We start from the raw sequence: 21,573 nt of genomic DNA, 5'->3' as shown, positions 1-21,573 counted from the left end.
TGGGCATTCCAGCCATGCGTGTGCGCCCCCGGCGATTGCGGAGCATTCCATCCACCTGCCTTCAGAGGAATGTCCGCGATGAACGCCCCCGACTCGTTTTCCCACCTCCTGGCCCGCACGCGCGAGCCTTTCCCCGCCTCCTGCAAAAGCTACCTCATCGGCACGCGCGCCGACCTGCGCGTGCCCGTGCGCGACATCGCCCTGACCAATGGCGAGGTCGTGAGCGTGTATGACACCTCCGGCCCCTATACCGATCCGCAGGCCCTCATCGACGTGCGCCAAGGGCTGGGCAGCGTGCGCGGCGCCTGGATCGCGGAGCGGGGCGACAGCGAGCTCTACGAAGGCCGCAAGCCCCTGGCCCTGGACGATGGCAGCAAGAGCGAGGACGCTGCCCGCCTGGCCCAGCTGCGCGCCGAGGCCGCCGCCCTGCAGCGCCGGCCGCGCCGCGCCCGCAGCGGCGCCAACGTCACGCAGATGCACTACGCGCGCAAGGGCATCATCACGCCCGAGATGGAATTTGTGGCCCTGCGCGAAAACGGCAAACGCGAGTGGATGGCGCAGTACCAGCAGGACGCCGCGCGCGAGCAGCGCCTGATGGGCAATCCGCTCGGCGCCAGCATCCCCAAGATCATCACGCCCGAATTCGTGCGCGACGAGGTGGCGCGCGGCCGCGCCATCATCCCGGCCAACATCAACCACCCCGAAGTCGAGCCCATGGCCATCGGGCGCAACTTCCTCGTGAAGATCAACGCCAACATCGGCAACTCGGCCGTCACCTCGAGCATCGAGGAAGAGGTGGAAAAACTCGTCTGGGCCATCCGCTGGGGCGCCGACAATGTGATGGACCTGTCCACTGGCAAGAACATCCACACCACGCGCGACTGGATCGTGCGCAACTCGCCCGTGCCCATTGGCACCGTGCCGATCTACCAGGCGCTCGAAAAAGTGGGCGGCATTGCCGAGGACCTCACCTGGGAAATCTTCCGCGACACGCTGATCGAGCAGGCCGAGCAGGGCGTGGACTACTTCACCATCCACGCCGGCGTGCGCCTGGCCTACATCCACCTCACGGCGCAGCGGCGCACCGGCATCGTCTCGCGCGGTGGCTCCATCATGGCCAAGTGGTGCATGGCGCACCACCGCGAGAGCTTCCTGTACGAGCACTTCGAGGACATCTGCGACATCATGAAGCAGTACGACGTGTCCTTCAGCCTGGGCGACGGCCTGCGCCCCGGCTGCGCGTCCGACGCCAACGACGAGGCCCAGTTCGCCGAGCTGCACACGCTGGGCGAGCTGACCCAGATCGCCTGGAAGCACGATGTGCAGACCATGATCGAAGGCCCCGGCCACGTGCCCATGCACATGATCCAGGCCAACATGACCGAGCAGCTCAAGACCTGCCACGAGGCGCCGTTCTACACCCTGGGCCCGCTGACCATCGACATCGCCCCAGGCTACGACCACATCGCCAGCGCCATCGGCGCCGCCATGATCGGCTGGATGGGCACGGCCATGCTGTGCTACGTCACGCCCAAGGAGCACCTGGGCCTGCCCGACCGCGACGACGTCAAGCAGGGCATCATCGCCTACAAGATCGCGGCGCACGCCGCCGACGTCGCCAAGGGCCACCCCGGCGCGCGCGCGCGCGACGACGCGCTCAGCCAGGCGCGCTTCGACTTCCGCTGGCAGGACCAGTTCAACCTGGGCCTGGACCCGGAGACCGCCCAGGAATACCACGACGAGACGCTCCCGAAGGACAGCGCCAAGGTCGCGCATTTCTGCTCCATGTGCGGGCCCAAGTTCTGTTCCATGAAGATCACGCAGGAAGTGCGCGACTTCGCCGCGCAGAAAGGGCTAGCCGAAGCCGATGCCCTGCACCAGGGCATGGCGGAAAAGGCCGGGGAGTTCCAGCGCGCGGGCGGGCGCTTCTACGTGCCGCTGCACCCCCAAGGGTGATGGCGGCGGCCTGGCGGTAGTAACCCTCTCGTCACGGACGGCCGGTCTCGCATATATTCGTGCGGCACAGCAGCCCACGAAGCTGCTATTGGGGCGGGCGGTGCAAAGTACCGCCTGCCGTGACTCCATGCTGATGAAAGGCTGCCATGAATTTGCTTGGCCGACTGTCCATCCGTGCCCGCTTGTACTTCGGCACGGCCTTCTCCCTGCTCTTGCTCGTCCTGATCGGCGCCATGGGCTATGTGGCGCTCGAGCGCACCCGCGGCACGCTGCAGGAACTGTTTGACCAGCGCGTGCAGACGCTCACGGACATGTCCGAGCTGCGCACCACGCTGGGCAATCTGACCCTGGCCGAGAAGGAAATCATCATCAACTACAACAACACGGTGGAAGTGGCCAAGCTGCGCGAGTCCTGGGCGGCCACGCTCGATGCGCTGCGCAAGAGCCTGGGCGAGGTGCGCCAGCGCCAGGCGCAGGACGCGCCGTTCGCGGCCACCGTGGACAAGGCGCTGGAGGAAATCCGGCAGTACGAGACCGGCATCAAGCCCATCCTGCAGCAGATCGAGGACGCTCTGCTCGACGGCGCCGGCGGCGGTGCCTACGCCAACCGCTTCCGCAAGCACACGGTCGATGCCGACAAGCTGCTCGCCGACCTGGCCGCCAGCGCGCGCACCCAGATGGACGAGGCGCGCGACGGCGTGCAGGCGCGCACGGCCACCATGGCGGTGCTCATCGGCGTGGCCCTGCTGCTGGGCCTGGTGGTGCTCATCCCGCTCACCTTCTTCAGCGTGCGCTCCATCACGCAGTCGCTGGCCACGGCCAGCCGCCTGGCCGAGCGCATCGCCACGGGCGACCTGACCGAGGACGTGCAGGTGCAGCAGCAGGACGAGGTGGGCCAACTGATAGGCGCCATGGGGCGCATGCAGGAGGCGCTGCGCGCCCTGGTGCACCAGGTGCAGGAGGCGGCGTCCAACATCTCCACGGCCAGCAGCGAGATCGCCAACGGCAACCAGGACCTGAGCCAGCGCACCGAGCAGACGGCTTCCAACCTGGAGGAAACCTCCGCCTCCATGGAGATGCTCACCGGCACCGTGCAGCAAAGCACCGAGTCGTCGCGCCACGCGAGCGATCTGGCCAGCTCGGCCGCCCAGGTGGCGGGCCGCGGCGGCGAGGTGGTGTCCCAGGTCGTCCAGACCATGGAGCAGATCACCATGAGCTCGCGCAAGATCGGCGACATCACCGGCGTGATCGACGGCATCGCCTTCCAGACCAACATCCTCGCGCTCAATGCCGCCGTCGAGGCGGCGCGCGCGGGCGAGCAGGGGCGCGGCTTTGCCGTCGTGGCCTCCGAAGTGCGCAGCCTGGCCCAGCGTTCGGCCGAGGCGGCCAAGGAGATCAAGGCCCTGATCGGCTCCAGCGTGGAGCGCGTCGAGGCCGGCTCCGCCCTGGTCGGCCAGGCCGGTCAGACCATGACCGAAATCGTCGATGGCGTGCGCCGCGTCTCGGACATCATCAGCGAGATCTCGGCATCGGCCTCCGAGCAGCGCGAGAACATCTCCCAGGTCGGCCAGGCCGTGCGCCAGCTCGACCAGATGACGCAGCAGAACGCTGCGCTGGTCGAGCAGTCTGCCGCGGCCTCGCAATCCCTGCGCGAGCAGGCCATGGGGCTGCTCAGCGCCGTCAGCCGTTTCCGGCTGAACGGCAGCGCGGGCGCAGCCCCGGCAGCCGCCCCGGCTGCGCCGCGCAGTGCGCCCGCGGTGGCGCCGCCGGAACGGCCGTCGGCATTGGCGCGCGCCACGGGCGCCTTGCGCATCAGGTAAGCGGCAGGCAGGTCCACTGCCCCGGCGCGGGCGCCTGCCGGGGCCACTGGTCGGCGCGCACCGGTGCGCCCGGCCCTGGCGCCGCCTGCTGCAGCCACTGCAGGCAGCGCGCCACGCCTGCGTGGCTGATCCAGAGCACGTCACAGCGCTGCGCCCGGGCCAGGTGCCGCGCCTCCTGCAGGGCGTGGTGCACGCGTTCGAGCATCTGCGCCAGGCACTCGCCGCCGCCCGGCCGGTAGTGGGTGAAATCGGCCGTCCAGGCATCGATGTCGGCGCGCGCGATGGCGCTCCAGGCGCGGCCTTCCCAGGCGCCAAAGTCCATTTCCGCGAGCCGTGCGTCGGCCTGCGCCGCCAGGCCGGGCCGCAGGCCCTGCAGGGCCTGCGCCAGTTGGGCGCAGCGCTGCCGCGGTGAATGGCGCAGCAGCACCCGTGCGGGCAGGGCGGCGGCCAGGCGCTGGGCGCAGTCCGCCGTGGCCGGCGCCTGGGCCGGAACATCCAGGCGGCCATAGCAGGTGCCGGCCGCTACCTGCGGTGCGGCATGGCGGGCCAGCCACAGCCGGGGCGGGGCGGCGGCCTCAGGCACGGCCCGCCAGGCCCAGCGCCAGGGCGCCGCCGAGGTAGAAGCCGATCTCGCTGACCTGCTGCACGGCGCCCAGGCAGTCCCCGGTGAAGCCCTGCAGGCGCTGGGCAAAGCGCTGCCGCAGGACGGCTGCCGCAAGTGCGCTCACCGTGCAGGATGCTATTAAAAAGAGAGCTGTTTGCGCTTGCCAGACAAGCGCCAGCGGCACAATGCACCATAAGAATCCGGCGCCCAGGGCGCGCCCGGTGATGTGCTGGGCCAGCGGCTTGCTCTTGGAGCGGTCGGCATCGCCCGCATACGCCATGCCATGGATGAGCAGCAGCGGCCACCAGCGCGAGAGCACATGCGCGCCGCCCAGGGCCGCGAGCGCCGCGCCCAGGCTGTGCGTGCCCAGGTGCGCCAGCAGGCTGGTCTTGGCCAGCAGGGCGAGCACCAGCGCCATGGCGCCGAACGCGCCGATGCGCGAGTCCTTCATGATCTCCAGGGCGCGCTCGCGCTGCAGGCTGCCGCCCAGGCCGTCGGCCACGTCGGCCAGCCCATCCTCGTGGAAGCCGCCGGTGAGCAGCACCGTGGCCGCCGTGCTGAGCACGGCCGCCACCAGCGGCGCCAGGGGCCCGCTGCCCAGGCCCTGGTGCAGCGCGGCATAGCTGGCCGCCGCCACGGCCGCCACGGGCCAGCCCACGCCGGGGAAATGCGCGCTGCTGGCGTTGAGCATGGCCGGGCTGTAGCCCACCCACTGCGCCAGGCGCCCGGTGACGGGGATGCGCGTGAAGAACTGCAAGGCCAGCAGGTAGTGGCGCAGCGCCTGCATCATGCTATTGAAAAGAGAGCTGCTTGCGCTTGCTGGATAAGCGCTGGAGCCGTTTTTTATCTAAAACCCAGGGGCGGCTCATTGCAGGAACAGGCGGTAGGCCGGGTTCTGCGTTTCCTCCACATAGGGGTAGCCCAGCGTGGCCAGAAAGGCGTCAAAGGCGGCGGCGTCTTCCGCGGGCACCTGCATGCCCACGAGGATGCGCCCATAGTCCGCGCCCTGGTTGCGGTAGTGGAACAGGCTGATGTTCCAGGTCGGCTGCATCAGGCTCAGGAACTTGAACAGCGCCCCGGGCCGCTCGGGGAAGACAAAGCGCAGCAAGCGCTCGTTGTGCGCCAGGCTCGAGCGCCCGCCCACCAGGTGGCGCAGGTGCTCCTTGGCGAGTTCGTCCTGCGTCAGGTCCAGCGCCTCGTAGCCCTGGCGCGCAAAGCTGCGCGCGAGTTTTTCCGATTCGCCCTTGCCATGCGTGCTCAGGCCCACGAACACATGCGCGCGCGCCGCGTCGCTGATGCGGTAGTTGAACTCCGTCACGCTGCGCGGACCGCCGGGCAGGGCGCCGATGATCTCGCAAAAGCGCCGGAAGCTGCCGCGCTCCTCGGGGATGGTCACGGCCAGCAGCGCCTCGCGCTCCTCGCCCATTTCGGCGCGCTCGGCCACGAAACGCAGGCGGTCGAAGTTCATGTTCGCGCCGCACAGGATGGCGGCGTAGGTCTCGCCCTTGGTCTTGTGCGTGGCCACGTACTGCTTGATGGCCGCCACTGCCAGGGCGCCCGCGGGTTCGACGATGCTGCGCGTGTCCACGAAGATGTCCTTGATCGCCGCGCACACCGCATCGGTATCGACGGTGATGAACCCGTCCACCAGGCCGCTGGCGACGCGGAAGGTCTCCTCGCCCACGAGCTTGACGGCCGTGCCGTCGGAGAACAGGCCCACGTCGGGCAGCGTGACGCGCTCGCCCGCGCGCACCGACTGCATCATGGCGTCCGAGTCGTTCATCTGCACGCCGATCACCTTGATCTCGGGCCGCACGGCCTTGATGTAATTGGCCACGCCGGACACCAGCCCGCCCCCGCCGATGGCCACGAATACCGCGTCCAGCCGGTTGCTGCCGAGCTTTTGCAGCTGGCGCAGGATCTCCATGGCAATCGTCCCCTGGCCCGCGATCACGTCCGGGTCGTCGAAGGGATGCACGAAGGTCAGGCCCTGCGCCTGCTGCAGCTCCACCGCGTGGCCATAGGCGTCGGAGTAGCTGTCGCCGTGCAGCACCACCTCGCCGCCCAGGGCGCGCACGGCGTCGATCTTGACCTGCGGCGTCGTCGTGGGCATGACGACCACGGCGCGCGTGCCCAGCTTGTGCGCGCTCATGGCCACGCCCTGGGCGTGGTTGCCGGCCGAGGCGCAGATCACCCCGCGCGCGAGCTGCTCGGGCGCAAGCTGCGCCATCTTGTTGTAGGCGCCGCGCAGCTTGAAGCTGAACACCGGCTGCTGGTCCTCGCGCTTGAGCAGCACCTTGTTGTGCAGGCGCCGGCTGAGGTTGCGCGCGGGCTCCAGGTCGGACTCCAGCGCCACGTCGTAGACGCGCGCGGTCAGGATCTTCTTCAGGTAATCGAGGGGGGTGAGGGGCTGGGTCATGGCTGCGGATGCTGCACTGCCGCAACGCGGGCGGCGGGGCCCACATCATAGGGCGTGCGTCCGGCCCGTGGATGGCGCGCCGCGGCGGCGCCGGGCACAAAAAAACCCCGGACCGCAAGGTCCGGGGTGGAATCCACCAAGGGAGGTGGAGGAGACAACCGTTCCGGGGCCAGCGCAGCGAAGGCGCCCGGGGAGCCTTTTGCCCGCATGGCAGCAAAAGATTCACACTGTCCGCAAGTCTAAGGTCAATTTGCTGCATTGCAACAGCCTGCATCGCAGGATAAGTATTTCTACGCTACATTGCGTGCCCCATTCACCACAGAAATTGCCGGAGTCATGTATGGAATGCACAGTGAGCTGGACGGGCGCCGCAGGCACGCGCTCGGGCATGGGCTTTGTCGCCGAGACGGGCAGCGGCCACATCCTGGCCATGGACGGAGCGCCCGATGAGGCCCATCCTGCCCATGGCGGCCAGAATCTCGCCCCCCGGCCCATGGAGGCCGTGCTGGCCGGCACGGGCGGCTGCACGGCCTACGACGTGGTGCTGATCCTGCGGCGCGGCCGGCACGACGTGCGCGGGTGCAGCGTCAAGCTCAGCTCCGAGCGCGCCGCCACCGACCCCAAGGTGTTCACGCGCATCCACATGCACTTCACCATCACGGGGCGCGACATCCCGCCCGCGGCCGTGGAGCGTGCCATCGCCCTGAGCCACGAAAAATACTGCTCGGCCAGCATCATGCTGGGCAAGACGGCGGCCATCAGCACCAGCTTTGACCTGGTGGCGGCCTGAAGCATGTCGTCCGAGGTGTTTCATGGGTGTGACAGGTTTTGCATTCCCATACAAACACCCCGGGGTTGCGGCGGGGAAAACCGGGTCTGGCCAGAGCCTGGCGCCGTTCCCGGCCGGGGTGTTGCAGGTAGGCAACGAAATGGGGTTTTAGGGCGGCTTCTGGGTGATTTCCTTTGCGAAACCCGCCGACGTCTGGTGCAATAGCGCTAACTTCCCCACCAGGAGGTTGGCCCGGGGAACCGGCGGGATTGCCAAGGTGCAAACCAACCCAGACCCCCCGTACCGGCGCCCTATGTTTAACCTTGGAGTAACTCGCAATGAAAAAATCTCTGATTGCCCTGGCTGCACTGGCTGCTTCCGGCGTCGCCATGGCTCAATCGTCCGTGACCCTGTACGGCGTGGCTGACCTGTCTCTGGCCAAGTCCAACGGCGTTTCCGCTCAGATGAGCGGCAACGGCGTGCTGAACAACGGCAACAGCCGTCTGGGCGTGCGTGGCGTGGAAGATCTGGGTGGCGGCCTGAAGGCTTCCTTCAACTTCGAGCAGGGCATCAACGCCGAAAACGGCAAGACCGACGCCAACACCTGGCAGCGTAACGCCTGGATGGCTCTGCAAGGCAACTTCGGCCGCTTCCAGTTCGGCCGTACCCTGACCCCCAGCTTCTTCGGCGTTGCTGCCTGGGAACTGACCGGCACCGCCAACTACTCGGCTGTGGCCAACCAGTTCGGTTTTGCTGGCGGTCCTACGCGTAACGACAGCGTGTTCCAGTACACCTTCGCTGCCAACGGCTTCCAAGGTACCCTGGGTTACATCGCCAAGCCCGACAACGGCGGCAACAGCAAGTACGACCTGAACGCCATCTACGCTCAAGGTCCTCTGGCAGTGGCTCTGTCCTACAACAAGACCCAGACCCTCAAGGGCAACATGGCCCTGGGCGCCAAGTACGACTTCGGCAGCTTCGTGCTGGCCGGCTCGCTGCAAAACGCCGGCGGTCCTTCCAAGGGCTTCACCATCGGTGGTACCGTTCCCCTGGGCGCATTTGCTGTGACCCTGGACATCGCTCGTGAAAACGGCACCGGCATGAAGAACACCGACTTCGTGCTGGAAGGCAAGTACGCCCTGTCCAAGCGCACCTTCGCTTACGCTGTGTACTACAAGGACGGCGACGCCAACGGCGCTCTGCCCGGCGGCTACGCTACCGGCGCCAAGAACCACTTCGGCGTTGGCCTGCGTCACAACTTCTAATGCCTGGCTGGCCTGAGCCAGCGTTGCATGAAGTGCAAAAGCCAGCCTTCGGGCTGGCTTTTTTGCGTCTGGAGCAGGGCGATCGCTGGCCCTGCCAAAACCCACTGGACCACCGGGAATTCAGGGAAAACCCATAGCGATCCCTATGCTTCGTGTTGTATAGTAGCGCTTTTTATTGAAGAGGGATCCATGAAGTTCCAGTTCAGTCTTCTGTCCATGGCGGCTGCGGCCGCGATGCTCGTGGCACCAGCGGTGCAAGCCAAGCCGTTCAAATGGGCCAGCCAGGGGGAAATCTCCACCTGGGACATCCACTCGCAGAACAACGCCCTGCAGAACGGCCTGCACGCCAATGTGTACGAGAGCCTGGTCTACTACAACAGCAAGACGTTCGACGTGGAGCCCGTGCTGGCCACGTCCTGGAAGGAAATCAGCCCCACGCAGATCCGCTTCAGCCTGCGCCAGGGGGTGAAGTTCAGTGATGGCTCGCCCTTCACGGCCGACGACGCCGTGTACTCCATCCAGCGCGCCATGGCCAAGACCTCCAACTTCACGCCCTATGTGCAGGGCATCACCAAGGTTGCCAAGGTCGATGGCGGCACCATCGACGTCTTCCTGGCGGCACCCAACCCCGTGCTGCTGCGCCAGATGACCGAGCTGCGCATGATGAGCAAGGCCTGGGCCGAGAAGAACAAATCCGTCGAACCCATGGACATGAAGGGCAAGGACGAGAACTTTGCCCACCGCAATGCCCTGGGCACGGGGCCCTACACGCTGGAATCCTGGCAGCCCGACGTGAAGATGGTCTTCAAGCGCAACCCCCACTGGTGGGGCAAGATGGACGGCAACGTGACCGAGATCGTCTACACGCCGATCAAGTCCTCGGCCACGCGCATCGCCGCGCTGCTCTCGGGTGAGGTCGACATGGTGCTGGACCCCACGCCCCAGGACCTGGGCCGCCTGCGCGCGAGCGCCGACCTCAAGGTGGTCGACGGCGTGGAGAACCGCACCATCTTCCTGGGCATGGACCAGTTCCGCGACGAACTGCCGGGCTCCAACATCAAGGGCAAGAACCCGCTCAAGGACCTGCGCGTGCGCAAGGCCATGTACCAGGCCATCGACGTGAACACCATCGCCAGGAGCACCATGCGCGGCCTGGGCAAACCCACGGGCGCGCTGGTGGCGCCGCAGGTGGCGGGCTGGACCGAGGGGGTGGCCAAGCGCTTCCCCTACGACGTGGAGGCGGCCAAGAAGCTCATGGCCGAGGCGGGCTACGCCGATGGCTTCGAGGTGGACTTCGCCTGCCCGAACAACCGCTACATCAACGACGAAGCCATCTGCCAGGCCGTCACGGCCATGTGGTCGCGCATCGGCGTCAAGGCCAAGCTGCGCACCATGCCCATGGCCACCTACTTCCCCATGGTGCAGCGCTATGAGGCCAGCATTTACATGCTGGGCTGGGGCGTGCCCACGTTCGATGCGCTCTACAGCCTGCAGTCGCTGGTGCGCAGCGTGGGCCAGGGCGGCGACGGCAACTACAACGTGGGCCGCTACAGCAACCAGCGCATGGACTACCTCGTGGACCGCATCAAGGGCGAAACCGACGCCCCGGTGCGTGCGCGCATGCTGACCGAGGCGCTGCAGCTGTCCAACGACACCGTCTCGCATATTCCGCTGCACGACCAGGTGATCCCCTGGGCGATGAAGAAGAACATCGAGCTGGTGCACCGCGCGGACAACCGCGTGGACATGCGCCTGGTGAAGGTCAACTGACCGCGCCGCGGCACGCGCTCCCCGCAGGCTCCGGGTATTCCGCGGGGTTTCACCGCCCTGCGGGGCATGATAATCAGCGGCATCGCCCGCCACGAGCGGGCGCTGCCCGCCGTCGAACACTCACTCGATTTTCTGCCCGATGCTTGCGTTCATCCTGCGCCGCCTGATCCAGGCCCTGATCGTCATGGTCACGGTGGCCTTCATTTCCTTCATGCTGTTCCAGTATGTGGGCGACCCCGTGGTCTTTCTGCTGGGGCAGGATGCCACGCCCGAGCAGATCCGCGAGCTGCGCGCCAGCCTGGGGCTGGACCAGCCCTTCTTCGTGCAGTTCTGGCATTTCCTGGTCAACGCCGCGCAGGGGGAGTTCGGCCTGTCGCTGCGCCAGGGCGCCAAGGTCTCGCGCCTGATCGCCGAGCGCTTTCCCGCCACGCTGGAGCTGGCGCTGGTGGCGGCCGTGCTGGCGCTGGCCGTGGGCGTGCCCATGGGGGTGTATGCGGCCTTGAAGCGCGGCACGTTCACCAGCCAGGTGTTCATGACGTTCTCGCTGCTGGGTGTCTCGCTGCCCACCTTCCTGATCGGCATCCTGCTGATCCTGGTGTTCTCGGTCACGCTGGGCTGGTTCCCGAGCTTCGGCCGCGGCCCGGTGGTGCAGGTCGGCTGGTGGTCCTCCGGCCTGCTCACGCCCAAGGGCTGGCACCACATCACGCTGCCGGCCATCACGCTGGCGATCTTCCAGCTCACGCTGATCATGCGCCTGGTGCGCGCCGAGATGCTGGAGGTGCTGCGCACCGACTACATCAAGTTCGCGCGCGCCCGCGGCCTGACGGACCGTGCCATCCACTTCGGCCATGCGCTCAAGAACACGCTGGTGCCGGTGATGACCATCACGGGCCTGCAGCTCGGCGGGCTGATCGCCTTTGCCATCATCACCGAGACGGTGTTCCAGTGGCCCGGCATGGGCCTGCTGTTCATCCAGGCCGTCACGTTCGCCGACATTCCGGTCATGGCGGCCTACCTGTGCCTCATTGCACTGATCTTCGTGGTCATCAATCTGGTGGTGGACCTGCTTTACTTTGCCGTGGACCCGCGCCTGCGCGCGGTCAAGGCGGGAGGACACTGAGATGCAGACGCAGCGCCTGAAAGCCGGGGGGCGCGCCTTTGCGCACATCGCGCAGTACCACCCCGAGCTGACCGCCTTGCGCCGCGACCTGCACGCCCACCCGGAGCTGGGCTTCGAAGAGGTGTATACGGCGGCCCGCGTGAAGGAGGCCCTCCAGGTCTGCGGCGTGGACGCCATCCACGAAGGCCTGGGCCGCACGGGCCTGGTGGCCGTGATCCATGGCCAGACGCGTGCCAGCGGCGCCATGGTGGGCCTGCGCGCCGACATGGACGCGCTGCCCATCACCGAGGACAACGAGTTTGCCTGGAAGTCGTGCAAGAGCGGCCTGATGCACGGCTGCGGGCACGACGGGCACACCGCCATGCTGGTGGGCGCGGCGCGCTACCTGGCGCAGACGCGCCAGTTCGACGGCACGGCGGTGCTGGTGTTCCAGCCGGGCGAAGAGGGCTACGGCGGGGCGCGCGTGATGATCGAGGAAGGCCTGTTCGAGCGCTTTCCCGTGCAGGCCATCTACGCCATGCACAACTGGCCCCAGCTCAAACCGGGCATGGTGGGCATCAACTCCGGCCCCATGATGGCGGCGGCCGACCGCGTCACCATCGAGATCAAGGGCCGCGGCGGCCACGGCGCGCACGCCTACCAGACGGTGGACGTGGTGCTGGTGGCGGCGCACATCATCACCGCGGCGCAGAGCATCGTCTCGCGCAATGTGCGGCCCATCGAGAGCGCCGTCCTGAGCCTGTGCGCCGTGCACGCGGGCGACATGGGCGCCTTCAGCGTGCTGCCCGGCACGGCGCGCATCGTGGGCACGGTGCGCACCTTCGATCCGCAGGTGCAGGAACTGGTGGAACGGCGCCTCAAGGAGATGTGCAATGCCATCGCCCTGGGCTTTGGCGCCACGGTCACCGTGCACTACGAGCGCATCTACCCGGCCACCATCAACTCCGAGGCCGAGGCGCGCTTTGCGGGCGACGTGGCCGAGAGCCTGGTGGGGGCCGAGCAGGTGGTGCGCGACCTCGAGCCCAGCATGGGCGCCGAGGATTTTTCCTTCATGCTGCAGACCAAGCCCGGCGCCTACCTGCGCATCGGCCAGGGCACGGGCGCCAGCGGCAGCGCGCTGCACAACAGCCGCTACGACTTCAACGACGACATCCTGCCGCTGGGCGCGGCGTTGCACGCGAGCCTGATCGAACAGTCCATGCCCCTGCCCGTGGCATGAATTCTGGGTTTACCACCACGAGGAGACCGACCATGAAATTCCATAAGAAAATGCTCGCCAGCGCCGTGCTGGCGGCGCTAAGCGCTACGGTAGTTGTAGCAAATGCGCAAACCATCCGCATCGCCAACCAGGGTGACGCCCTGTCCATGGACCCGCATTCGCTCAACGAATCGCTGCAACTGAGCGTCACGGGCAATGTGTACGAGCCCCTGGTGGGCCGCAACAAGGACCTGAGCCTGGCGCCCGCGCTGGCCACGGCCTGGAAGCAGACCGCGCCCACGGTGTGGCGCTTCGAGCTGCGCAAGGGCGTGCAATTCCATGACGGCACGCCGTTCACGGCCGACGACGTGCTGTTCAGCTTCGCGCGCACCCAGGTCGAGGGCTCGGACATGAAGAGCTACACCAACGACATCAAGGAAGTGCGCAAGATCGACAGCCACACGGTCGAGATCGAGACCAAGGCGCCGTTCCCCATCCTGCCCGACGTGATCTCGCTGGTGTTCATCATGAGCAAGAAGTGGTGCGAGGCCAACCAGGCCACTGCCCCGGTCGATCGGCGCAAGGGCATAGAGAACACGGCCTCGTTCAAGGCCAACGGCACGGGCCCGTACCGCCTGCGCGAGCGCCAGCCCGGCGTGCGCACCACGTTCACGCGCAACGGCAACTACTGGGACAAGATCGAGGGCAACGCGGCGGACATCATCTTCACCCCCATCGGCAACGACGCCACGCGCGTGGCGGCCCTGCTCTCGGGCGAGGTGGACGTGATGGAGCCCGTGCCCGTGCAGGACATCGAGCGCGTGAACAACAACAGCACGACGCGCGCCGTCACCGGCCCCGAGCTGCGCACCATCTTCCTGGGCATGGACCAGAAGCGCGACGAGCTGCTGTACTCCAGCGTCAAGGGCAAGAACCCGTTCAAGGACAAGCGCGTGCGCCAGGCCTTCTACCAGGCCATCGACATCGAGGGCATCAAGAAGACCGTGATGCGCGGCGCCTCCAACCCCTCGGCGCTCATGGTGGGGCCGGGCATCAACGGCTTCCAGGCCGACATGAAGCGCCTGCCCTACGACGTGGAGGCCGCCAAGAAGCTCCTGGCCGACGCCGGCTATGCGGGCGGCTTCGAGGTCACCATGAACTGCCCCAACGACCGCTACGTGAACGACGGGCGCATCTGCCAGACGGTGGCCGCCAACCTCTCGCGCATCAACGTCAAGGTGAACCTGCAGGCCGAGACCAAGGGCACGTACTTCCCCAAGATCCTGAGCCGCAACACCAGCTTCTACATGCTGGGCTGGACGCCGGGCACCTACGACGCGCACAACGCGCTCAATGCCCTCATGGCCTGCCCCGACGACAAGGGCACGGGCCAGTTCAACTTGGGCTCGTACTGCAACGCCAAGGTCGATGAGCTCACGCGCAAGATCCAGTCCGAGACCGACAAGACCAAGCGCAACGCCATGATCCGCGAGGCCTTCGAGATCCACGCCGCCGACGTGGGCCACCTGCCGCTGCACCAGCAGGCCCTGGCCTGGGGCGTGAGCAAGAAGGTCAAGCTGGTGCAACTGGCGGACAACTTCATGCCCTTCAAGTGGATGAGCATCCAGTGAGGCTGCGCCCCTGACCGAGGTCTCCCGCAGGGCCTGCGCACCGCCCGCCACCGCTGGCGGTGCGCAGCGCCCGGACACGAATTTCCCCCATGAAAACCACTCTTGCCCGCTGGCTCGACAGCGACGTCGGCCACAGTTTCCGCAGCTCCCCCATGGCCATGGCGGCGGCCTTGATCGCATTCATCTGCGTGTTCTGCGCCGCCTTTGCCGGCTGGGTGGCGCCGCACAATCCCTTCGACCTGTCCACCCTGGAGCTGGGCGACGCGCGCCTGCCGCCCGCCTGGAGCGCCGAGGGCAGCACCAAGTACCTGCTGGGCACCGACGACCAGGGGCGCGACATCCTCTCGGCGCTCATCTACGGCGCGCGCATCTCGCTCATCGTGGGCCTGGCGTCGGTCGTGCTGTCGGTGCTCGTGGGCGTCACCCTGGGCCTGCTGGCGGGCTTTCGCGGCGGCTGGATCGACGCCGTGCTCATGCGCCTGTGCGACGTGATGCTGTCCTTCCCCGCCATCCTCGTGGCGCTGCTGATCGCGGGCGTGGGGCGGGCGCTGTTCCCCAATGCGCACGAGTCCCTGGCCTTCGGCGTGCTGATCCTGTCCATCTCGCTCACCGGCTGGGTGCAGTACGCGCGCACGGTGCGCGGCTCCACCCTGGTCGAGCGCAACAAGGAATACGTGCAGGCCGCGCGCGTCACGGGCGTGGCGCCGCTCTCCATCATGCGCAAGCATGTGCTGCCCAACGTGCTCGGGCCGGTGCTGGTGCTGGCTACCATCCAGGTGGCCACGGCCATCATCACCGAGGCCACGCTGTCCTTCCTGGGCGTGGGCGCGCCGCCCACCTCGCCCTCGCTGGGCACGCTGATCCGCGTGGGCAACGACTACCTGTTCTCGGGCGAGTGGTGGATCACGGTGTTTCCGGGCGTGATGCTGGTGCTCATCGCCCTGTCGGTCAACCTGCTGGGCGATTGGCTGCGCGATGCCCTGAATCCCCGGTTGCGTTGAGATGGAACACCCCCCTGAGCCGCTTCGCGTCTTCCCCCCGCTCTCGCATTGCTGCGCAATGCGGGCAGGAGGACGCAGCCTTCGCTGCGGGGCGGCCCTTGCTCGGCTGCCCTCGCTGGGGGCGTGCCAGTTTCACGCGCTGTGGGTGGCGCGCAGCGCCATGCCATAGATCACTGATATGTCATTACTCGAAGTCCAAAACCTCGTTGTCGAATTCCCGCACCGCCGCGGCACGCTGCGCGCGCTGGACGACATTTCCTTCTCCATCGCGCCGGGCGAGATCCTCGGCGTGGTGGGCGAATCGGGCGCGGGCAAGTCGCTCACGGGGGCGGCCATCATCGGCCTGCTGGAGCCGCCGGGCCGCGTGGCGGCGGGCCAGATCCTGCTCGAAGGCCAGCGCATCGACCACCTCGGCCACGAGCAGATGCGCCACATCCGCGGGCGGCGCATCGGCGCCATCTTCCAGGACCCGCTGACCTCGCTCAACCCGCTCTACACCGTGGGCCGGCAGCTCACCGAGACCATCCTCACGCACCTGCCCGTCTCGCCGGCCGAGGCGCGCACGCGCGCCATCCAGTTGCTCAAGGACACGGGCATCCCGGCGGCCGAGCAGCGCATCGACCACTACCCGCACCAGTTCTCCGGTGGCATGCGCCAGCGCGTGGTCATCGCCCTGGCGCTGGCGGCCGAGCCGCAGCTCATCGTGGCCGACGAGCCGACGACGGCGCTGGACGTGTCCATCCAGGCACAGATCATCCAGTTGCTCAAGAACATCTGCAAATCGCGCGGCGCCGCCGTCATGCTCATCACGCACGACATGGGCGTGATCGCCGAGACCTGCGACCGCGTGGCCGTGCTGTACGCGGGCCGCATCGCCGAGATCGGCCCCGTGCACCAGGTCATCAATCACCCCGCCCATCCCTACACCGCCGGCCTCATGGCCTCCATCCCCGACATGGAGCAGGACCGCGAGCGCCTCAACCAGATCGACGGAGCCATGCCGCGCCTCAACGCCATTCCCCCGGGCTGTGCCTTCAACCCGCGCTGCGCGCGCGCCTTCGAGCGCTGCCTGCACGAGCGCCCCGAGCTGCTGGACGCCGGCGCCACGCGTGCCGCCTGCTGGCTGCACGCCGTCCCCAGCGAGGTGCGCGCATGAGCCCGGCCGACGTGCACACCGCTGCCCCGCCGCTGGTGCAGGCGCATGACCTGGCGCGCACCTTCGACGTCTCGCCACCCTGGCTCAACCGCGTGCTGGAGGGCAAGCCGCGCCTGCTCTTGCACGCCGTGGACGGCGTGAGCTTCGAGATCGAAAAAGGCCAGACCCTGGCCCTGGTGGGCGAATCGGGCTGTGGCAAGAGCACCGTGGCGCGCCTGCTCGTGGGCCTGTACGAGCCCACGCGCGGCGGCTTCACCTTCGACGGCCAGGACGCGCACGCCGCCTTCAAGGGCGGCAACGCCAAGGCCATGCGCCGGCGCATCCAGATGATCTTCCAGGACCCGTATGCCAGCCTGAACCCGCGCTGGCTGGTCGAGGACATCATCGGCGAGCCGCTGCGCGAGCACGGACTCATCACCGACAAGGCGCAGCTCAAGGCGCGCGTGGGCGAACTGCTGCAGTCCGTGGGCCTGTCGCCGCTCGACATGGCGAAGTACCCGCACCAGTTCTCGGGCGGGCAGCGCCAGCGCATCTCCATCGCGCGCGCCCTGGCCACCGAGCCCGAATTCCTGGTGTGCGACGAGCCCACCAGCGCGCTCGACGTCTCGGTGCAGGCGCAGGTGCTCAACATCATGAAGGACCTGCAGCGCCAGCGGCAGCTCACCTACCTGTTCATCAGCCACAACCTGGCCGTGGTGCGCCACGTGAGCGACCAGGTGGGCGTGATGTACCTGGGCCGCCTGGTGGAGCTGGCCGACAAGAAGACGCTGTTCGCGGCCCCGCGCCACCCCTACACGCGCATGCTGCTCGACGCCATCCCGAAGATGCACGACACTGGCCGCGCACGCACGCCCGTGCAGGGCGAGGTGCCCAACCCGCTCAACCCGCCGCCCGGCTGCGCCTTCAACCCGCGCTGCCCGCACGCCAACGAGCGCTGCCGCGCCGAGCGTCCGCACCTGCACACCATCGGTGGCATACGCATCGCCTGCCATGCCGTGGAGGAAGGGCGGATTTGAGTTTTGCTATCAATGGAGTAGCTGGTGGCGCTTGCTCAGCAAGCGCTACAGTCGGTTTTGATATCAAATCCCTTTGCCCCACAGGAGACGCCCCATGGATCCGTTCACGCTTTCCAGTCCCGACATTCCCAGCGGCGGCACGGTGCCGCCGCAGTTCGAGTTCGACGGCTTCGGCTGCGCGGGGCGCAACGAGTCGCCCGCGCTGCAGTGGCGCGGCGCGCCGCTCGAAGCGCAGAGCTTTGCCGTCACCGTGTACGACCCCGATGCCCCCACGGGCTCGGGCTGGTGGCACTGGTTCGTGGTGGACCTGCCGGCCGGCACCCAGGCCCTGGCGCCCAACGCCGGCGCCCGCGGCGGTGCGGGCCTGCCCGCCGGCGCCCGCCAGATCCGCAACGACTACGGCGTGCCGGCCTGGGGCGGCGTCTGCCCGCCGCCGGGCGACAAGCCGCACCGCTACATCTTTACCGTGCATGCGCTGTCGGTGCCGCGGCTGGACATCCCGGACGACGCCACGGCGGCGCTGGCGGGCTTCATGGTCAACGCCCACACCCTGGCCAAGGCCAGCTTCACCGCCACCTACGGGCGCCCCTGATTGCTATTGAATGGATAGCTGATGGCGCTTGCTGCGCAAGCGCTGGAGCCGGTTTTGGCTTGAAAATCAGGTATAGCGCTTGTTGCGCAGGTTTTCCTTCATCTGCTGCAGCAGGGGCTGCAGCGAGCTGCCGATGCGCAAGGCCACACAGGTCACCAGCACGTCGATGATGAGCAGGTGCAGCAGGCGCGAGACCATGGGGCTGTAGCGGTCGTAGCCCTCGGGGTGGTCGGCCGCCAGGTGGATGGCGCAGGCGCTGGCCAGCGGCGAGCCGCTGGCGGTGAGGGCGATGGTCGTTGCGCCGTTCTTGCGCGCGATGTCGGCGGCGTCCATGAGGTCGCGTGTGCGCCCCGAGTTCGAGATGATCACCAGGCAGTCGCCCGGGCCCAGCAGGGTGGCGCTCATGACCTGCATGTGGCCGTCGCTGGCGGCGTTGCAGGTCACGCCCAGGCGGAAGAACTTGTGCTGCGCGTCCTGCGCCACGATGCCGGAGTTGCCCGCCCCGTAGAAGTCGATGCGCCGGCCCGCCTTGCAGGCCGCGGCCATGGCGCTGGCCGCGCGCTCTATGGCCACCGTGCTGGCGGCGTTGCGGTACTGCAGCAAGGCGGCCACGGCGTTGTCCACCACCTTGACGAGCACGTCGCCGGTCTTGTCGTCGGCGTCCACGCTGCGGTGGATGAAGGGCACGCCCTCGCTCACGCTGCCGGCGAGCTTGAGCTTGAAGTCGGCCAGCCCGTCGTAGCCCATGCTGCGGCAAAAGCGCACCACGGTGGGCTTGCTCACATGGGCGCGCTCGGCCAGCTCGCGCACGGGCAGGCGGGCGAAGGCGCGCGCATCCTGCAGCACGAGCTTGGCGACGCGCTGCTCGGCAGGCGCCAGGGAGGGCAGGGAGGCGGTGATGCGGTCCAGCATGGCGGGGTGCAAAGGGGCGGTGGCCCAGAATGTAACGCGGTTTCATGCACGGCGGCCAGGGCGCTGCCGCATACACTTGCAGGTTTGCGGCGCCGCGGGCCCGCCCCCACCGATCCCCGAGGATTTGCATGAACCAGCTCGACGCACTCCGCCAGTTCACCACCGTGGTGGCCGATACCGGCGACTTCAAGCAACTGGCGCAGTTTCAGCCGCAGGACGCCACGACCAACCCTTCGCTCATTCTCAAGGCGGTGCAAAAGCCGGATTACGCGCCGCTGCTGCAGGCCACCGTGGCGCGCTGGAAGGACCGGCCGATGGACGAAATCATCGACCGCCTGCTGGTGCGCTTTGGCCGCGAGATTCTCTCCCTCATCCCGGGGCGCGTGTCCACCGAGGTCGACGCGCGCCTGAGCTTTGACACCAGCGCCACGGTTTCGCGCGCCGAGCGCCTCATCGAGCTCTACCAGGCCGAGGGGATCCACATCGACCGCGTGCTCATCAAGATTGCCGCGACCTGGGAGGGCATAGAGGCGGCGCGCCAGTTGGAAAGCCAAGGCATCCACACCAACCTCACGCTGCTGTTCTCGTTCAGCCAGGCGGTGGCCTGCGGCCAGGCCAAGGTGCAGCTCATCTCGCCGTTCGTCGGCCGCATCTACGACTGGTACAAGAAGCAGGCGGGCGCTGCCTGGGACGAGGCAGCCATGGCCGGCGCCAACGACCCGGGCGTGCGCTCGGTGCGCCGCATCTTCGAGCACTACAAGCGCTTTGGCATCGCCACCGAGGTCATGGGCGCGAGCTTTCGCAATGTGGGCCAGATCGTCGCGCTCGCGGGCTGCGATCTGCTGACCATCGCCCCCGAACTGCTGGCCCAGCTCGCCCAGTCCGAGGCGCCCGTCGCGCGTGCGCTCGATGCCCAGGCCGCACGCGCCCTGGACCTGCCTTTCGTGCAGTACGACGAAGCGGCCTTTCGCTACGCGCTCAACGAAGATGCCATGGCCACGGAGAAGCTCGCCGAGGGCATACGCGCCTTCGCGGCCGACACCGTCCGGCTCGAACAGCTCATCCAGGCCGCCTGACGCCGGCTCGTTACACTTGCGCATCCCGCCCGCAGCGCGGGTACAGGACACCGATTTATGCATTCAGTCGTCATCAGCGGCACGGGCCTCTGCCAGCCGCCCCACACCATCACCAACGCCGAGCTGGTGGAGGCCTTCAACCGCTATGTGGACCGGGAAAACACGCGCCACGCCGCCGAGATCGCTGCCGGCACGCGCCCGGCGCTGCAGTATTCGAGTGTCGAGTTCATCGAGAAAGCCTCGGGCATCCAGCAGCGCTACGTGTTCGACAAGAGCGGCATCCTCGATCCCGCGCGCATGTACCCGCATTACGCCGAGCGCGCCGACAGCGAACTCTCCATGATGGCGGAGATCGCCGTGGCGGCGGCGCAGCAGGCGCTGGCGCAGGCGGGCCGCAGCGGCGCCGACGTGGACGCCGTGCTCTGCGCCGCCTCCAACATGCAGCGCGCCTACCCGGCCATGGCCATTGAGATCCAGCAGGCGCTGGGCGCCGGGGGCTATGGCTTCGACATGAACGTGGCCTGCTCCTCGGCCACCTTCGGCATCGAGCAGGCCGTCAACGCCGTGCGCACCGGCAGCGCGCGCTGCGTGCTCGTGGTCAACCCCGAGATCACTTCCGGCCACCAGGCCTGGAACGACCGCGACTGCCACTTCATCTTCGGCGACGTGTGCACCGCCATCCTGGTCGAGCGCGCCGAGGACGCCGTCGGCGCCGACCAGTGGGACGTGCTGGGCACGCGCCTGGCCACGCAGTTCTCCAACAACATCCGCAACAACTTCGGCTTCCTGAACCGCAGCGAAGACAGCGACCCGGATGCGCGCGACAAGACTTTCCGCCAGGAAGGCCGCAAGGTGTTCAAGGAGGTGGTGCCCATTGCCGCCGCGCACATCGAGGGCCACCTGGCCGACCTGGGCCAGGCGCCCGCCGCCGTGCGCCGCTTCTGGCTGCACCAGGCGAACGAAGGCATGAACCAGCTCGTCATCAAAAAGCTCGTGGGCGAGGCCAGCCGCGACCGCGCGCCGCTGATCCTCGACGAGTTCGCCAACACCGCGTCGGCCGGCTCCATCATCGCCTTCCACAAGCACCATGCCGACCTGATGCGCGGCGACATCGGCGTGATCTGCTCCTTCGGGGCCGGTTACTCGGTGGGCAGCGTGGTGGTGCGCAAGCGCTGAAATGAAACGACACCCCCCTGAGTCGCTTCGCGCCTTCCCCCCGCTCTCGCAGCGCTGCGCGCCGCGGGCAGGGGGACGCTCCCAGCGCAGCG

Annotated in this window: 18 protein-coding genes; 14 read left to right on the top strand and 4 right to left on the bottom strand. The window is 67.8% G+C overall.

Features of this window, described 5'->3' with window-relative positions; translation table 11 throughout:
- Nucleotides 1-78: 78 nt before the first annotated feature.
- Together thiC and CGR01S_RS00515 are read left to right on the top strand one after the other, a co-directional pair.
- The gene (gene thiC / locus CGR01S_RS00520; protein ID WP_042421312.1) at nt 79-1,956 is read left to right on the top strand and encodes a phosphomethylpyrimidine synthase ThiC; all 1,878 of its coding nucleotides are present in this window, start codon (nt 79-81) and stop codon (nt 1,954-1,956) included.
- A gap of 146 nt (nt 1,957-2,102) precedes the next feature.
- Entirely contained in the window at nt 2,103-3,776 is a 1,674-nt protein-coding gene (locus CGR01S_RS00515) for a methyl-accepting chemotaxis protein (RefSeq protein WP_042421310.1), read from the top strand.
- Here the strand turns inward: CGR01S_RS00515 and CGR01S_RS00510 are convergent.
- The 3 genes from CGR01S_RS00510 to ilvA all read right to left on the bottom strand — a co-directional run bounded on the left by CGR01S_RS00510 (nt 3,769) and on the right by ilvA (nt 6,799).
- The gene (locus CGR01S_RS00510) at nt 3,769-4,359 is read right to left on the bottom strand and encodes a histidine phosphatase family protein (RefSeq protein ID WP_042421307.1); all 591 of its coding nucleotides are present in this window, start codon (nt 4,357-4,359) and stop codon (nt 3,769-3,771) included. The genes CGR01S_RS00515 and CGR01S_RS00510 overlap by 8 nt on opposite strands.
- Nucleotides 4,352-5,167 (bottom strand): adenosylcobinamide-GDP ribazoletransferase, encoded by an 816-nt coding sequence (locus CGR01S_RS00505; RefSeq protein ID WP_042421742.1) that lies wholly within the window; start codon nt 5,165-5,167, stop codon nt 4,352-4,354. The genes CGR01S_RS00510 and CGR01S_RS00505 overlap by 8 nt, the downstream gene beginning before the upstream one ends.
- 78 nt (nt 5,168-5,245) lie before the next feature.
- Complete coding sequence (gene ilvA / locus CGR01S_RS00500; RefSeq protein ID WP_042421303.1) at nt 5,246-6,799, bottom strand: threonine ammonia-lyase, biosynthetic; 1,554 nt, start codon at nt 6,797-6,799, stop codon at nt 5,246-5,248.
- 340 nt (nt 6,800-7,139) lie between these two features.
- Here ilvA and CGR01S_RS00495 point away from each other — a divergent pair, with 340 nt between their 5' ends.
- From CGR01S_RS00495 to CGR01S_RS00450, 10 genes are all read left to right on the top strand, one after another.
- A complete protein-coding gene (locus CGR01S_RS00495) occupies nt 7,140-7,589 on the top strand; it encodes an OsmC family protein (protein WP_042421300.1) in 450 nt (149 codons plus the stop codon).
- Between the two features lie 317 nt (nt 7,590-7,906).
- A complete protein-coding gene (locus CGR01S_RS16080) occupies nt 7,907-8,833 on the top strand; it encodes a porin (RefSeq protein ID WP_052382461.1) in 927 nt (308 codons plus the stop codon).
- Nucleotides 8,834-9,022: 189 nt separating this feature from the next.
- Nucleotides 9,023-10,603 carry an ABC transporter substrate-binding protein gene (locus CGR01S_RS00485; protein WP_042421297.1) on the top strand — a complete coding sequence of 527 codons (1,581 nt, stop codon included), beginning with the start codon at nt 9,023-9,025 and terminating at the stop codon, nt 10,601-10,603.
- Nucleotides 10,604-10,742: 139 nt separating this feature from the next.
- Nucleotides 10,743-11,723, top strand: coding sequence for an ABC transporter permease (locus tag CGR01S_RS00480; protein ID WP_042421294.1), 981 nt, complete (start codon nt 10,743-10,745; stop codon nt 11,721-11,723).
- Between the two features lies 1 nt (nt 11,724).
- Nucleotides 11,725-12,942: a M20 aminoacylase family protein gene (locus CGR01S_RS00475; protein WP_042421290.1), complete on the top strand. Its 1,218-nt coding sequence runs from the start codon at nt 11,725-11,727 to the stop codon at nt 12,940-12,942.
- A 32-nt stretch (nt 12,943-12,974) separates the two neighbouring features.
- Nucleotides 12,975-14,552, top strand: coding sequence for an ABC transporter substrate-binding protein (locus CGR01S_RS00470; RefSeq protein ID WP_042421288.1), 1,578 nt, complete (start codon nt 12,975-12,977; stop codon nt 14,550-14,552).
- An 89-nt stretch (nt 14,553-14,641) separates the two neighbouring features.
- The gene (locus tag CGR01S_RS00465; protein WP_042421287.1) at nt 14,642-15,553 is read left to right on the top strand and encodes an ABC transporter permease; all 912 of its coding nucleotides are present in this window, start codon (nt 14,642-14,644) and stop codon (nt 15,551-15,553) included.
- A 178-nt stretch (nt 15,554-15,731) separates the two neighbouring features.
- Nucleotides 15,732-16,709, top strand: coding sequence for an ABC transporter ATP-binding protein (locus tag CGR01S_RS00460; RefSeq protein ID WP_042421285.1), 978 nt, complete (start codon nt 15,732-15,734; stop codon nt 16,707-16,709).
- The gene (locus tag CGR01S_RS00455) at nt 16,706-17,725 is read left to right on the top strand and encodes an ABC transporter ATP-binding protein (protein ID WP_042421282.1); all 1,020 of its coding nucleotides are present in this window, start codon (nt 16,706-16,708) and stop codon (nt 17,723-17,725) included. The genes CGR01S_RS00460 and CGR01S_RS00455 overlap by 4 nt, the downstream gene beginning before the upstream one ends.
- Nucleotides 17,726-17,819: 94 nt before the next feature.
- Nucleotides 17,820-18,317 (top strand): YbhB/YbcL family Raf kinase inhibitor-like protein, encoded by a 498-nt coding sequence (locus tag CGR01S_RS00450; RefSeq protein ID WP_042421279.1) that lies wholly within the window; start codon nt 17,820-17,822, stop codon nt 18,315-18,317.
- A gap of 66 nt (nt 18,318-18,383) precedes the next feature.
- On the opposite strand, the gene CGR01S_RS00445 is transcribed toward CGR01S_RS00450, so the two are convergent.
- The gene (locus CGR01S_RS00445; protein WP_042421276.1) at nt 18,384-19,229 is read right to left on the bottom strand and encodes a MurR/RpiR family transcriptional regulator; all 846 of its coding nucleotides are present in this window, start codon (nt 19,227-19,229) and stop codon (nt 18,384-18,386) included.
- Between the two features lie 128 nt (nt 19,230-19,357).
- Between CGR01S_RS00445 and tal the strand changes: the two genes are divergently transcribed.
- Together tal and CGR01S_RS00435 are read left to right on the top strand one after the other, a co-directional pair.
- Nucleotides 19,358-20,305: a transaldolase gene (gene tal, locus CGR01S_RS00440; RefSeq protein ID WP_042421274.1), complete on the top strand. Its 948-nt coding sequence runs from the start codon at nt 19,358-19,360 to the stop codon at nt 20,303-20,305.
- A gap of 57 nt (nt 20,306-20,362) precedes the next feature.
- On the top strand, nt 20,363-21,481 hold the full coding sequence (locus CGR01S_RS00435) for a beta-ketoacyl-ACP synthase III (RefSeq protein WP_042421271.1): 1,119 nt from the start codon (nt 20,363-20,365) through the stop codon (nt 21,479-21,481).
- Nucleotides 21,482-21,573: the final 92 nt, after the last annotated feature.

Source organism: Comamonas granuli NBRC 101663 (assembly GCF_000739995.1).
In the GTDB taxonomy this organism is placed as follows: Bacteria; Pseudomonadota; Gammaproteobacteria; order Burkholderiales; family Burkholderiaceae_C; genus Simplicispira; species Simplicispira granuli.
This window is presented reverse-complemented; position numbering and strand designations above follow the sequence as displayed.